Below are 14,403 nucleotides of genomic sequence, written 5' to 3' on the forward strand. Positions count from 1 at the left end.
TATTTAGAGAACCTTATCAGTGACCGCAAGCTAATAGCACATTGTTCAATGCGCTTAGATATTTTGTATTTCATAGGCTATGATATAGATGAAGAGTTACCCTGGCACAGTACTATAAGTAGAACCCGTCAACTATTTCCAGAATCTGTTTTTGAAGAGGTTTTTACTACGGTATTAGAGAAGTGTATAGACAAAGGCATGGTGAGTGGTCACACTCAAGCTATAGATTCAGCACCTGTAAAAGCGAATGCGAGTATGGATACTTTGGAGCTCAAAGTACCGGAGGAAGAACTTGAAGAGCATCTAAAAAAGATACGTGCGATAAGTTCGATAGATAAACAAGCTCCGCACCGTAAATCTAAGAACAATAAGTCAGATAAAGGCGGTCGTAGCATTACCGCAAGCAATAAAGAGTGGACTTACTATATTTAACTGGACATATCATCCATGACGATGAAGTTGAAATTGGACCATTTCAACTCCGGTTGATGTTTGGGGATTCCTGGGAGGAAGACATCCATATTTTTATCCACTCCTTCTTTTGTGATTGTGAAGATGACAATAAAAAACTGGTCAATTATAAAAGTTATATCAACAATTTAAATGATGTAACTTTAAAAGGATGGTGCAGCTCATCCAAGACAATTGCCACTAGATATATTGAAACTGGTGAGCGACCTGGAATTGAGAAAGTTAGCAACAGGATTAGGAAACTCAATAAGAACTAAAGTTCAAATAAAGGATAGTTTTAGTGCCACTTATGAAGATTGATATCTCTTTTAGGCATATGGGTTATAACCGTATGTGGTCATCTAATTTTTCCTAACGCTTAAGTACTTGTTATTAAGAAGTTAAAACCATAAATGTTCAACATATGAAACAATCAACTTTAATATTGATTTTTGCGATTTTTAGCAACTGCGCCATATCTTTTGCACAAGATAACCAACAGTCAACTTATAGGGATAGCGTTGTGAAAAATGCTCATATAGAATTATTTAATGGGGAAAATTTAGACGGATGGTATACTTTTCTTCAAAATCGTGGCCGCGACAATGACCCAAAGAAAGTCTTTACGGTCCAAGATGGGATGATACGGATTTCTGGAGAAGAATGGGGGTGTATTACTACTGATAAAGAATATAAAGATTATAGGCTTATCACAGAATTTAAATGGGGTATGGCAACTCACGCACCTAGGCTGGAAAATGCAAGAGACTCTGGTATTTTATTGCACTCACAAGGAGAGGACGGTAATAAGCAGGGAATATGGATGACCTCCATAGAATGCCAAATAATTGAAGGAGGTACCGGCGATTTTATAGTGGTGGGCGATGGGAGTGATAAATTCGAAATTACATGTGCCGTGGCAAAGAAAAAACAGGGAAGTTCATTTGTTTTTCAACCTAACGGCCGTAAGGTGACAATAAATGAAAATCGAATCAACTGGTTTGGCCGTGACCCAAATTGGAGGGATGTGATCGATTTTAGGGGCATAAACGATGTTGAAAAACCAGTGGGGGAATGGAACCTTTTGGAATGTGAGGTCAAAGGTGATGAAATCACTATTTTTCTTAACGGGACCTTGGTAAATAAAGCAACCAATGTAAAGCCTTCTAAAGGACGCATCCAAATACAATCTGAAGCAGCTGAAATCTTTTTTAGACGTGTAGAGCTCATACCATTATCAAAATGATAATGCAGAATTACTTAAAAGTTCTTTTTTGCACCGTTAAACTATCTCTCCGTTTGAAGACATACACCTTGAATAGAGATATTGGACGCAACCATCGACCCCATTGTCAATAGGCTCTGTAAATGGAAACTTTGAAGAGCATAACGTTCGGACAAACGATATCAAATAAGTATGAAAGCGATTGAAAAAAAAATTCTGGTTACTGGAGCCACCGGAAAGGTAGGAGAGGCTTTTATTAACGCCTTTTTTGGTGACCCAAAACAAAAAGGAACCATAAGAGCCTTATGTCATCAGCGCAGTTTAACCCCCAATAACCGTTTGGAGGTTATCCATGGTTCAATATCCGACCGGCCAACTGTACAAAAGGCCATGAAGGATATCACTCATGTGGTCCACTTGGCCACCACTAAGGAAGATTCTGAAACAATTATGGATGTTGCGATAAAGGGATTATTCTGGCTATTGGAAAGTTGTAGGAATACCAGTGGTTTCAAACGCTTTATATTGATTGGAGGAGATGCAGCTTTAGGACATTATTTTTATCCGTACAAAAACCCGATCAATGAGCAGCAGGCCCATGCCGCATATCCTGGATGTTATGCATTGTCAAAAGTGCTTGAGGAAACTATGCTGCAACAATATTACGTGCAATACAACCTTGATGGTACCTGTCTTCGTGCACCATGGATAATGCAAGGGGAAGATTTAAAGAAGCACCTTACATTTGGGAAACAGGTATTTGGTGTACCTGTATGGCACAAAATGATTAAGGCCCAAACCGCGTTGGAATATCAAAAAGAGAATATCATTCCTCTCATGCTCGATGCAAATGGAAACCCAATGAAAAGGAATATTGTGCATATGAACGACCTTGTATCCGCTATATGCATCTCTTTGGATCACATCGAGGCAAGACAGCAAACCTTCAATATATCCATGGACGAGCCATTTAATTATGGGAAAGCAGCCTATTATCTTTTAAAAACTCGTAAGATTAAATCGGTAAAGATGAAAACGAAATACCATTCTACATGGCTTGATAACACTAAAGCAAAATTTTTACTTGGATGGCGGCCAGAATACGGATTAGAGAAAATCATAGATGAGGCTTGGGGGAATGTCTCCTTATGACACTTTAGGTTCATTAAGGATGGTGTACGTTAACTTCAATCACGATTCTTGGATCTTTTTGGTAACTTCGAAATCCATCTTCTATGGAATACATTCGGTACACTTAAGCCTTAGGAAATAATGGAGATGTGATTCTTGAGAATAATTGAAAGTTCAAATAAGTGATCAATAAACTAAATACATAAACATGAATCAATATGAATTCAAATATTAAATTCTGTTCTCGATACATTTTACTTTGTGCTACTCTATGGCCATTATTATTTATGTCCTGCGAACAAAAAACTGCTGAAACCTTTGAAATTAGGGGTGTTTATGGTAATCCCAAACCTTTCTGGGATAAAGGATTCAGTCTTACTGAGCTTGGGGTTAATGCTATTTTTGTCCACAGCGGATCGATCAACCATGATATGGTTAACAGGGCCAGATCTGAGGGAGTAATGGTATATGCTGAATTTGCCACCTTGAATGGTAAAAATTATGTAGAAACGCACCCTGAAGCCTGGGCAATCAATGAAAAAGGTAAAAAAGTGCAAGCTGCATCCTGGTTTATGGGGGTTTGTCCTACCGAACCCGGTTTCCGTCAGTATCGTTTTGGCCAGTTGCAGGATTTACTTTTGGAGTATGACCTGGATGGTATTTGGATGGACTATGTGCATTGGCATGCCCAGTTTGAAGAACCTGAACCCATCTTGCCCGAAACCTGTTTTTGTGATCATTGTCTTGATGTTTTTTCAAAAGATTCCGGGATTGAAATCCCGGACGGAATCACCTCGGACAAGGCACAATGGATACTCAATAATCAGGATGAATCATGGCGTAATTGGCGATGCAAGGTGATTTATGATTGGACCTATGAAATAAAAAGCATTATCAAGGAAATCAGACCAAAGGCGCTCCTTGGACTTTATCATTGTCCATGGGATGATCAGGAATTCAATGGTGCAAGACGCCGCATACTGGGACTCGACTATAATCTATTAAAAGAAACTATCGATGTATTTTCTCCTATGGTATACCATGGTAGAATGGGAAGAGAGCCCGATTGGGTAAAAGAGAATATACGATGGTTTAGCAATCGACTAAATATCAAAAAGGATTCTTATCCAAAAGTATGGCCCATCGTTCAAGCATATAACAACCCAGGGGTCATTTCCAATGAGGAATTTGAAATTGTTCTGAAAGGTGGCCTGGCAGGAGAATCTAGCGGAGTGATGATGTTCACAACTTCTGCCATAGCTGAGGATAAAGGTAAAACAGAAGTGATGAAAAAAGTGTATACCAACCTAACGGAAGAATCAGATAACTAGATTATACAAGTCTTTATCTAAACTAACAATTAATTTACATCATCATTTTCTTGGTAAGATGATAGGGTGTCTATCAAAAAAGTTCAAATAAACGATTGTATATGAATTTGAAATCGATTGTATATAAACTAGTTTCTTATTTACTTGTAACCTTTATATTAAGTGATATCTTAATAATAGTAATCTACATATTAAAGGATTATGGAGAGCCTACAAGTCTAGAAAACATTAATAAGACCATATTGATTTTTCTGCCTATCACAATCGTTCTTATTATCTTAGAAAGGATTTTCAGAAAAATTTAAAAGTTCAAATAAAGGATGAGTTAGGACACCGTGTCGTAAATCGTAGAGTTCAAATAAAGGATAGTTAAAACCCTGCCATCGATATAATAAGATGGCGTAATAGCCTCATTGATTGCTAAATGACTACCTTTCATTGTATAACCTCATATACCATCATGTTCAACCTTGTGTATCGATCAAAGGTAAATCCCGTTTTCGTGCAGTCCCAGATTAAATATATGCTTGAACATGCTAGAACTTTTAATAGCAGTAAAAATATTACGGGTTGTCTGCTCTTTCATCATGGGGTATTTTTACAATATTTAGAAGGAGATAAAGAAAAGGTATTAACCCTTTTTGAAAGCATCAAAAAAGACAAGCGTCATACGGAGGTATTTTTACTATCCTCTAGCCATATCTATTCAAGAGAGTTTGATAGTTGGAGCATGGCCTATGAGAATTTCCTTGGGGCAAATCATCAATTGGAATATCTAAAACTCTTAATAAGCTCGTTTACGGAAGTTCCAGATATTGCCATAAATCCAAAACCAACTTCGAAAGGCTTTTGGACCGCTGCGAAAAAGTTACTACACTCCTAAACACAAGAAAAGTTCAAATAAAGGATTACTTATGATTGAAATAGCGGGTATTTGGAAAATCAAAAGTTCTTCGAAAAGAATAGTGTTCCACGAGTCACACAACCACACCGGGGAATCGATTTTATGGAATATGGAAAAAATGACTTTAGAAATTGAAAAAAACTCTGAAGATTTTTACATTTTCAATTTGAAAGGAGTTGCAAGTTTACAGTTTGCGGATAACAAAAAAAGGTTTGTAGCTGAATATCAAAAAACTATTGTAAGAATCGAAAAAGGGTTTTTCATTCATCATAATTATTGGTCTAGAGAATTCATTTTTAAAAAAGCTATAATCAACCAAACAAGGAATTCTTTTTCAACTGAAATAAATGACATGATGGTAACATTTGAAAAGAATTTGACGTCCTGAACAAGTTTTAATAATGGGTAGAAAATATGTCTGAGTTAGAATTAAAAAGTGGGAAAACTTTTTGCTTCATTGATCAATACGAAACTTTAGAAGCTAGGATAGTTTACGGCAAAACACTTGAAGGAACCAATGCATTCAAAATTTGGGTAAATGGTAAGCCCATATTAATAACTAAAATATTCACATCCGTTGATGATAAACTAAAAGAATTGATTTCGAGATACAGTTAGAAGAAGTAAAGTCTAATTAAAGGATGGGCAGCATAACACCTTGCCAAAGCCACATAGAAAATTTCTATTATCTAAAAAAATCAAATTGTTATGGAAAAGAGCCGAAGTAAATTTGGACGATTTATATCTAAACCGAACAACTTACAATTTTTATGGATATTTGTGATCGTGCTATTTTTTGTTGTCGTGGGTGTTTTTATGCTCTTAAAGTCCGATTAAAGTTCAAATAAATGATTATATCTATACACTTATTTATTAATTTTTAACTTAGTCTTATAAACAGGATAGCATCATTGATGCTATCCCATTGTTAGCGGTAATGATTTACATAACACCCAAAAATTGATTGTAAGTATGGATAAGAAAAGAAGAGATTTATTACGTAGCCTGGCACTAGCACCTATTTTATTAGGTTCTCCCAGCCTCTTCGCAAGCCCATTAATTAAAACCTTAGCCCCGTCCAGATTACAATATAGCATCAATGCATTTACTTTCAATTCATTGCTAAGAAGTGGTGAAATGACATTTTTTGATATGATGGAGTTTGCCTCTATGCTTGGTTTAAATGCAGTTGACTTAACAGGCTATTATTTTTCTGATTATCCTAAAATACCCGATGATAAAACATTGTTTCAATTAAAGAAGAAAGCATTGCAATTAGGATTAAATATTTCATGGACAGGGGTAAGGAATAACTTTGTAAATCATGATAAAACTTCAAGAGAATCTGATATTGAATTGATAAAAAATTGGTTGCAAGTATCATCAAAACTTGGAGCTTCAATTATGCGAATTTTTGCAGGAAATGGAAAACACGAAGGATATTCGAGAGACGAGGTTAAAAAATGGATGGTTTCAGACTTCCAAGAGTGTGCCAAATATGCAGAAGAAACAGGAGTTATTGTAGCCATGCAACATCATAATGATTTTTTATATGAAGCCGATGAGGTTATCGATATTTTAAAAAGAGTAGATTCGGAATGGTTTGGATTAATTTTAGATATTGGTAGTTTAAGAATAGGCGATCCTTATAAAGAAATTCAAAAATTGGCACCCTACGCAAATTACTGGTTTATAAAAGAACTGGTTTATGTTAATGGCATTGCGGAACCTGTTAATATGAAAAAAATCGCCAGAATATTAAAAGATGCAAACTATACTGGTTACATTTCTTTCGAAAGCTTGACCGACGGCGACCCAAAACAAATTGTAACTTCTATGTTTAATGATTTTAGAACAGAGTATGAAAAACTCTAAAAATGAAGGTAACCAAGCACATTCTACAAATGGAAATATTATTTTATAATCATGAGATTTGAAAAATACCGCTAACAAAAAATAAACGCCATTAAAACGGACGTTTATTCAAACCGTTTGCAGTAATTAATGCAACAACTAAACTAATAAAAAGTGTAGGACTTACTAAGAGTGTAGTTAGAACGAGAAAACTTACAAATGGCAGAACAAAAAGATTTAGATTTTACATATACCACTATTGACGAGATATTCCGTTTGAGTATGGGGGAATCAGGGGATTACAGTGGAGCGAAATATGATGGTAATTTTTCGATGTCATTGGAAGAAGCCCAAAAGGCAAAACACAAATTCATAGCGGATAGTCTCAACATTACCAAAGGCAGCAAAGTACTTGACATGGCTTGTGGTTGGGCGCCTTTCATTCGATATATTATACATGAAAGAAATGCAGAAAGTATAGGTTTGACACTCTCACAAGGGCAGGCGGATGCCTGTCAAAAGAATGGTTATAATGTGATGGTGAAAGATTGTCGCTATGTAAAACCGGAGGACTTTGGAACTTTTGATGCAATAACCTGTATTGGGGGATTGGAGCATTTCTGTTCGGTTGAAGAGTGGCAGGCAGGCAAACAGAAGGAAGTTTATCGCGATTTTTTTAAAACGGTCCACGATTTGTTGCCGGTTGGTGGGCGGTTTTATATGCAGACGATGACCTTCAGTAAGAATATGATCGAATTTGAGGAACTCGACGTAAATGCTAAAAAAGGATCTGCGGCCTATGTGATGGCACTCATGGTAAAGGAGTTCCCAGGTTCCTGGCTTCCGTATGGCCCCGAAATGGTCATCAAATGTGCGGAACCCGGATTCAAACTAATATCCCAAAGCAGCGGAAGGCTTGATTATATTGAAACCATTGCTCAATGGCGGAAGAAATTCAGAAAATTTAATCTTAAAAAATATTGGCTTTACCTATCACTTATTCCAAGATATTTCACAGATATGGAATTCAGGCACCTTGTGGCTATTTTCAAAGTAAGCCCCAACAAGGTCTGTTTTGAAAAAGAGGTTATGGATCATTACCGATTGGTTTTTGAGAAAGTTTAGCGATAAAAAAACCAAAAAAATAACAACTGCCAACAAAACCTCCTATGAAAAGCCTTAGTCCGGTTCTCTAAAGTTCAAATAAACGATAACTAATGAATAATTCACAGACGGGTGCATTAGGTCTATTTTTTATGGTAGTGGCTATAATAATACTTGGTATAAATGCCATATTTGGAGATTTAAGCAAGAATGGTTTTTTTGGGTTTATGATGCTAATTTTTTTAGTGGGTCTTGTATTATTTTGGAGCAGCGGAGGATTCAGTTCTAATAAAAAATAGATGAAGTTCAAAATAAAGGATCAATAATATAATGATATAATGGAAACCAATAGCCCTAAAGATGAATATATTGTAAGCCTTAAGTTTTTCATTTCATCCGCCTTAGCAGATATTGATATAGTGCTTTTACAAAATTTGAGTCAAACGGGGGATAAAACGGAAGTCTTTACAGTTCAGCAAATAAGAGACCAATTGAAAGATACAGCACTAAAAATAAGCGAGGTTGCTGATAAATTCAACATCAACAATGAAGCAAGCTTACTTGGTCCATTTGGCTTATGTCCAGAGCACTTATTAACTAATAAAGAAAAAGAAACTGCAATTAAGAAATACTTATTGAGCCTAAAAAAAGACCCAAATAGAAGTCTATTTAACGAATTAGGTGGTGCTGAAACGTTACTTTAATATTAATCAAAACTCAATTAAAGTCTAAATAAACGATGAAATACCAGGTTACGAAAAATATAGAATGAGCATCATTGGGAAGATAGCGTTTATATTGACTGTCGGAATTGTCATATTTATTTGGAACAAATATGCAATTCAAATGATGATTGGCAAAGTTGTCAAGAAGAACCCTAAAAATAAATGGTTGGCCGAGAAAAAGAGTATAATTACTAAAGGCTTTCAAGGGTTCTACTGGTTATTTTATGTATTATTCACGATAGCTATATTATCTTCTGATTAAAAGTTCAAATAAAGGATAATTAAACCCGTGAGAAACCGCCTTGAAGGTGTGCGTTTTTTCATTATTTTTAATCGGATTAAAATTCTTAAGTCGTATGCAGCTATTAAAATCGTTCAAAGTCATTTTCACTGTTGGAGTACTACTAGGTATTGGGATACAAATTTCATGTTCTGAAAAGGCCACAAGAACAATCGATTATACCATGCTTTCCGAAAAGGAAAAAAGAAAGCCCGAAAATGCGCTTTCCTCGATGGAGGTTGCCGATGGATTAAAATTGAGCTTGTTCGCATCTGAACCAATACTGGCCAACCCAACGAATATGGCCATTGATTCCAAGGGAAGGATTTGGATTTGCGAAGGCACGAATTATAGGGATTTTTCCAATCCCGATATATCGTATGATAATGAGGGAGACCGAATTTTAATTTTGGAGGACACCGATCATGACGGGGTAGCCGATACTTCCAAAGTTTTTTATCAGGGTAAGGATGTAAATTCAGCCTTGGGGATTGCCGTTTTAGGGAGTAAAATCATTATTTCGGTAAGCCCGAATGTTCTTGTTTTTACAGATGAAAATGGTGATGATGTACCCGATTCCAAAGAAATTTTGTTTTCAGGCATCGAAGGCGTAGATCACGACCATGGTGTGCATGCTTTTGTTTTTGGCCCTGATAGCCGCCTCTACTTTAATTATGGTAATAACGGGAAACAGTTGTTGGATAAGGATGGGAATGCCATAAAGGACATCCATGGAAATAATATCATTGCCGACGGAAGTAACTATCGTGAGGGTATGGCCTTTCGTATGGAAATGGATGGTTCTAATATCGAAGTTTTAGGCCACAATTTTCGGAATCCCTACGAGCTTGCAGTGGACTCTTACGGCGGACTCTGGCAATCGGACAATGACGATGACGGTAACCGAGGCACCCGAATCAACTATTTGATGGAATATGGTAATTATGGCTATAAGGATGTACTAACCGGTAAAAACTGGCGTGAAAGAAGAACAGGGTGGGAGGACGAAATCCCCAAAAGACATTGGCATTTGAACGATCCAGGTACGGTGCCCAATCTATTGCAGACCGGTTCAGGATCACCGTGCGGAATTACGGTTTATGAAGACGAGCTACTTCCCGAAAAATATCAAGGCCAATTGATCCATGCCGAACCGGGTCATAATGTGGTGCGAAGCTATATGGTGGAAGAAAAAGGTTCAGGGTATACCGCTATAGTCGAAAATCTGATCAAGAGTAAGGATGACTGGTTTCGACCAGACGATGTTACGGTAGCCCCCGATGGCTCACTATTTATCTCCGATTGGTATGATGGTGGTGTGGGAGGCCACAAAGCGGAGGATATTCGACAGGGAAGAATCTATCGCTTATCAACAAAAGAAGGCTATACCCCCAAGACCTTCGATTTCAATAGCGGAGCGGGTGCTGCGGAAGGTTTACTTTCGGGTAATATGGATGTATTCTACCAATCGTGGCAAAAATTAAACGCCATGGGAGATGCTGCTGAGCCTTACTTAAAGGAAATGATTGCCAAAGGAGGAACAGGCAAGGCAAGGGCTTTATGGCTCGGGGCAAAAAACCCTTCAAAGACCAAGACATATATTGAAATGGCCCTGACGGATACGAACGCTAAATTTCGATTGCAAGGCATACGAATGGCGAGATATCTTGCCAAGAACGAGTTGGAGCGGTATTTGGAAATAGTAGCAACCGATTCCTCTCCTCAAGTACGAAGAGAAGCCGCAATAGCTTTACGGTATCTGGGAACGAAAAAGGCTGCCGAGTTGTGGGCTACACTGGCCGAACAACACGACCCGGCAGATCGTTGGTCTTTGGAAGCTTTGGGAATTGGTTCCGACAAGTTTCCGAATCTGTATTTTTCCGCTTGGAAAGAAAATACGGGAAATGATTGGATGGATGAAAAAGGAAAACAAATCGTATGGCGTACAAGGGCTTCGGCTACTATACCGCTTTTGGCGGAAATGATCAAGGATGACGCTATATCCGAAGAGGATATGGCTTCCTATTTCAGGGCTTTCGATTTTAAGGATCACCCAAAAAAAGATGAAATATTACTTGCCTTGTTAAGCGAGGAACATCCTAAAATAAAAAGTATACAGGCGTATGTTGTTGGCCAATTAAATGAAGATTTTGTAAACAATTCCCGAAAACATACCCTGACGGTCAAAAATGTACTGCCCAAAATTGAAGGTACTGCGGAATGGCTGATGGCGGTTAAAAAACTTGGACTAAAAAATCAAACAAATAATATTTTCGAGTTGGTGCGGAAAGGTAATGATGAAGCACTCCGGAAGGAGGCCGTCGTAGTTTTATTCGATTTTGATGGAGACCAACTCGTAGAAGACTACCTAAAATCCGATGCGCCGGAGGCCGAAAAGATGGAGGTGCTCGGTATTATGAGCGGTGTTTCCGGTCAGAAAGCCATTGCATTGCTAAAAGGCATATTGATGGAGGATACCTTGAACTACCCATTGACCCGCAGGGTGGTGGAAGTTTTAGGAAATTCTGGTGGGGGACAAAAGGAACTTTATGAGTTGCTTGAAGCAGGAAAACTGCCTGATGCCCATAAGACGACAGCCGTATTGAAATTGATGAATAGTTGGAATTCGGAGATCAGGGAAAACGCCCCTAAGTTCCTAGAAGGTTCGGCTTCGGAAGATCTAGACGTAGATGCCTTGGTGGAACGCTCAGGCGATGCCGTACACGGAAAGGAGCTTTATAACACCTATTGTAGTTCGTGCCATATCGCAGGTCCTACTGGTGTTGAATTCGGTCCGGCCCTCTCCGATATCGGCAATAAGCTTTCCAAACAATTTTTGTATTCCAATATCATCTACCCAAGTGCCGGCATCAGTTTCGGGTATGAAGGCTATACGATTAAAATGAGGGATGGTACGACCTATAATGGTTACATCTTAAGCCGTGCCGAAGACGAGCTGGTTCTGAAAATGATGGGAGGTGCACAGAGGGAAATCGAACTTGCCGACATAGTTGCCCAAGAAGCCATGGAAAAATCGTTGATGACCGAAGGTCTGAATAAAGTAATGTCGGAAGAAGATCTGGTCGATCTAGTGGAGTACCTAGGCACTTTAAAAGTTGAGGAGGATGTAGTGGATTTGAATTAAAAAACCGATTTGTCTCCTTTAAAAGCAGATTCAAGTTGAGTTGGATGAACAAAGAAAAGTGAATACCATACCGCTTGAGTACAATTTGTTGCAGATAAATTAGAATAACTAAATAATTCCGAGCAGAGGAACTTCACTCAAAAATAACTGCTGCGCTGGACCTTAGTCAGACGGAATAAAAATGAAAACGGAAAAGTATGTGCTTAAACCACGCGGCGCTTCTGATTACAACAAAGAATTGAGCTGTAACCAAAGTTCAAAAAAAGGATCAATAATATAATGATATAATGGAAACCAATAGCCCTAAAGACGAATATATTGTAAGCCTGTTTCAATCGGTACGCCATTACTTAGGGTTTCCTTAGAAAATTAGAAATGAAAGTCGTGCAGTTTCGCGAACTTGACCAGAATAAATAACGTCTTTCTCTTTCTAAACTCTTTGGTTTTGCGTTATTGGCATATATCTAAACCCCTATGTGTTTAATGTCTATTCACTATCCTTCTTTTTGATTGATTTATTAGCGATATGGAAATTTCATCTAGAATTTTGATTCTACCATTTTTCTATGTCTAATTTGCATATCAGTTTTGCAAGAATTCCATAAATTGAAATTAAATAGGTTTTTGAAACACTTGACGAATAAATAATATAGATTGATATGTTTTGTATCCATTTATTGAAGTACCTTTAAATATACGAATGATTTCGAGGCAAAAGTTACCTATTCGGTTACCTGATAAGTTTAAAAAACCTGTAATTATTTGATAATAAGAGCATTGAGGTTTGGTGGGTTAGTTCTGTCATCCCGACGAAGTGGCTATCAAGGCGGACCAAAACCCTGCTAATCGTATGATTAACAGGGTTTTTTTATTTTCAATGTGTTTATTTGTATCGTTTTGAAACTATCTTTTTGGTGTGCAATTCGGTGTGCATAGCGGGACGCAATTTGTAATAAATTAAATTAGCATTTAGCCCATTTAGAGATTACTTTGTTCTCAAGCTTATGGTTAGTTAAATTCATTTGTTAAATGGTTGTTTTATAATTTTCTTCCTTATCTGCTCTGTTACGTCTCCAAAAACAAAAAACCAGCGAAGATCGCTGGTTAATTTTTAGAAAAAAGAATTATTCAATAAATAATAGTGCCAGCCCCAGTGTGCGATGTGGTCCCCTGGAACCCACCAATATCATTTGGGCCAATGATGGTGTATACTCCGTTGTCAATTTGCATGGATCCACCATTTTCTTCAGGAACTCCCGTAAACCTCCCAGTTCCACCTACAAAGCTAATAGTACCGGTGTAGGTAAAGCTAGTTGCTGATACTGGTACGAAAATCAGCGATGATCTGGAAAATAATTGATCACCGTTAGCAGCAATAACCACATCATCCTCTGTTGAGGTGAACGTAAAAGTACCATCCCCATTCGGTAGAAAGGTGCCGGCACCCACCGTGCCATGAATTTTGCCGAGATGTGTCATACGACCAGTAAAGGTGCCTCCTATTCCGTCTAAATCATCGATACCTTCAAGTACAATGGAAATTGGACGTTCAACTTTTTTGCCACTTTTTAATTCAACAGAGGTCAAATCGCCTTCTGAGAGGTCAGATATGCTTTCCGTTGAACAGGAAACCACCAATACAATACATGTTGTTAATAAAATCAATTTTAAAATCGACTTCATACTCTTGTTACGCTTTGTTTTCATATTTATTTAATTTAATGGGTTATACAATAATTCAATCCAGAATCGCAAAAGCATAGGAACCATGCTACATTAATTAAATCTTAACGATGTTGTAAGTTCTTGCTATAAGGGGAATTTTAAATGATGTCGGTAAAATCAGAAGTAGGGAGAATTTGATATTAAATGACTTCTGAAGTATATTAAAAATAATTAATTTAGAAGAGTCAAGTAATGTAATAGGACGAATATGCATTTTTATTGTCCGAAAGCACCTAATTTGTTTTCAAACGCCTTAAGGTCAAATCGATAAAGCCAAAACTGCCGACGTAATACATGAATACTATTTTTGGGATGGTGTTAAACACTAGGTCAATGACGGATGTCTTTATTAGTGATAAAGTATCTGAAAAGTAAACTGCTGGTTTAAAAAGCACATAGGCCATTACACTTAAAAAATTAAGTATTCATTTTATGGCTCAATATTGTTATTGAAAAGAACGGTCTTACACCAATTTACGTAAGGGTCAAGCTATCTAGGGTTCTTGTTTGGGCCTTACCATCTGTAATT

General features: G+C 37.4%; 12 protein-coding genes and 1 pseudogene. 12 read left to right on the top strand and 1 reads right to left on the bottom strand.

The features are described 5' to 3' along the window. The 12 genes and pseudogenes from B5X55_RS11555 to B5X55_RS11615 all read left to right on the top strand — a co-directional run. A pseudogene (locus B5X55_RS11555) lies at nt 1–414 on the top strand (transposase); the annotation flags it as partial. A gap of 460 nt (nt 415–874) precedes the next feature. Further along, nucleotides 875–1,696: a 3-keto-disaccharide hydrolase gene (locus B5X55_RS11565; RefSeq protein WP_079512793.1), complete on the top strand. Its 822-nt coding sequence runs from the start codon at nt 875–877 to the stop codon at nt 1,694–1,696. A gap of 171 nt (nt 1,697–1,867) precedes the next feature. Then, nucleotides 1,868–2,827: an NAD-dependent epimerase/dehydratase family protein gene (locus tag B5X55_RS11570; protein ID WP_079512794.1), complete on the top strand. Its 960-nt coding sequence runs from the start codon at nt 1,868–1,870 to the stop codon at nt 2,825–2,827. Between the two features lie 197 nt (nt 2,828–3,024). Further along, nucleotides 3,025–4,137, top strand: a complete 1,113-nt coding sequence (locus B5X55_RS11575; RefSeq protein ID WP_143814482.1) for a glycoside hydrolase family protein — start codon at nt 3,025–3,027, stop codon at nt 4,135–4,137. A 460-nt stretch (nt 4,138–4,597) separates the two neighbouring features. Continuing rightward, on the top strand, nt 4,598–5,020 hold the full coding sequence (locus B5X55_RS11580) for a BLUF domain-containing protein (RefSeq protein ID WP_159447540.1): 423 nt from the start codon (nt 4,598–4,600) through the stop codon (nt 5,018–5,020). A 31-nt stretch (nt 5,021–5,051) separates the two neighbouring features. Next, entirely contained in the window at nt 5,052–5,429 is a 378-nt protein-coding gene (locus tag B5X55_RS11585) for a hypothetical protein (RefSeq protein WP_143814483.1), read from the top strand. A 584-nt stretch (nt 5,430–6,013) separates the two neighbouring features. Next, nucleotides 6,014–6,916 (top strand): sugar phosphate isomerase/epimerase family protein, encoded by a 903-nt coding sequence (locus tag B5X55_RS11595; RefSeq protein WP_079512799.1) that lies wholly within the window; start codon nt 6,014–6,016, stop codon nt 6,914–6,916. 198 nt (nt 6,917–7,114) lie between these two features. Next, on the top strand, nt 7,115–8,020 hold the full coding sequence (locus B5X55_RS11600; RefSeq protein WP_079512800.1) for a class I SAM-dependent methyltransferase: 906 nt from the start codon (nt 7,115–7,117) through the stop codon (nt 8,018–8,020). Nucleotides 8,021–8,112: 92 nt separating this feature from the next. Further along, nucleotides 8,113–8,298, top strand: coding sequence for a hypothetical protein (locus tag B5X55_RS11605; protein ID WP_079512801.1), 186 nt, complete (start codon nt 8,113–8,115; stop codon nt 8,296–8,298). A gap of 39 nt (nt 8,299–8,337) precedes the next feature. Continuing rightward, nucleotides 8,338–8,703, top strand: a complete 366-nt coding sequence (locus B5X55_RS11610; protein WP_079512802.1) for a hypothetical protein — start codon at nt 8,338–8,340, stop codon at nt 8,701–8,703. 64 nt (nt 8,704–8,767) lie between these two features. Further along, the gene (locus B5X55_RS18690) at nt 8,768–8,986 is read left to right on the top strand and encodes a hypothetical protein (protein ID WP_143814484.1); all 219 of its coding nucleotides are present in this window, start codon (nt 8,768–8,770) and stop codon (nt 8,984–8,986) included. A 94-nt stretch (nt 8,987–9,080) separates the two neighbouring features. Beyond that, nucleotides 9,081–12,149 carry a PVC-type heme-binding CxxCH protein gene (locus B5X55_RS11615; protein WP_079512803.1) on the top strand — a complete coding sequence of 1,023 codons (3,069 nt, stop codon included), beginning with the start codon at nt 9,081–9,083 and terminating at the stop codon, nt 12,147–12,149. 1,128 nt (nt 12,150–13,277) lie between these two features. Here the strand turns inward: B5X55_RS11615 and B5X55_RS11620 are convergent. Further along, a complete protein-coding gene (locus tag B5X55_RS11620; RefSeq protein WP_079512804.1) occupies nt 13,278–13,856 on the bottom strand; it encodes a hypothetical protein in 579 nt (192 codons plus the stop codon). Nucleotides 13,857–14,403 lie beyond the last annotated feature (547 nt).

Origin of the sequence: Maribacter arcticus (assembly GCF_900167935.1) — a bacterium.
GTDB lineage: Bacteria > Bacteroidota > Bacteroidia > Flavobacteriales > Flavobacteriaceae > Maribacter > Maribacter arcticus.

Bases quoted from the DNA above. Each gene is read 5' to 3' on its own strand.
- B5X55_RS11570 (WP_079512794.1), top strand. From the start codon at position 1,868: ATGAAAGCGATTGAAAAAAAAATTCTGGTTACTGGAGCCACCGGAAAG.
- B5X55_RS11565 (WP_079512793.1), top strand. From the start codon at position 875: ATGAAACAATCAACTTTAATATTGATTTTTGCGATTTTTAGCAACTGC.
- B5X55_RS11610 (WP_079512802.1), top strand. From the start codon at position 8,338: ATGGAAACCAATAGCCCTAAAGATGAATATATTGTAAGCCTTAAGTTT.
- B5X55_RS11580 (WP_159447540.1), top strand. From the start codon at position 4,598: ATGTTCAACCTTGTGTATCGATCAAAGGTAAATCCCGTTTTCGTGCAG.
- B5X55_RS11605 (WP_079512801.1), top strand. From the start codon at position 8,113: ATGAATAATTCACAGACGGGTGCATTAGGTCTATTTTTTATGGTAGTG.
- B5X55_RS11595 (WP_079512799.1), top strand. From the start codon at position 6,014: ATGGATAAGAAAAGAAGAGATTTATTACGTAGCCTGGCACTAGCACCT.
- B5X55_RS11600 (WP_079512800.1), top strand. From the start codon at position 7,115: ATGGCAGAACAAAAAGATTTAGATTTTACATATACCACTATTGACGAG.
- B5X55_RS11615 (WP_079512803.1), top strand. From the start codon at position 9,081: ATGCAGCTATTAAAATCGTTCAAAGTCATTTTCACTGTTGGAGTACTA.
- B5X55_RS11620 (WP_079512804.1), bottom strand. From the start codon at position 13,856: ATGAAAACAAAGCGTAACAAGAGTATGAAGTCGATTTTAAAATTGATT.
- B5X55_RS11585 (WP_143814483.1), top strand. From the start codon at position 5,052: ATGATTGAAATAGCGGGTATTTGGAAAATCAAAAGTTCTTCGAAAAGA.
- B5X55_RS18690 (WP_143814484.1), top strand. From the start codon at position 8,768: ATGAGCATCATTGGGAAGATAGCGTTTATATTGACTGTCGGAATTGTC.
- B5X55_RS11575 (WP_143814482.1), top strand. From the start codon at position 3,025: ATGAATTCAAATATTAAATTCTGTTCTCGATACATTTTACTTTGTGCT.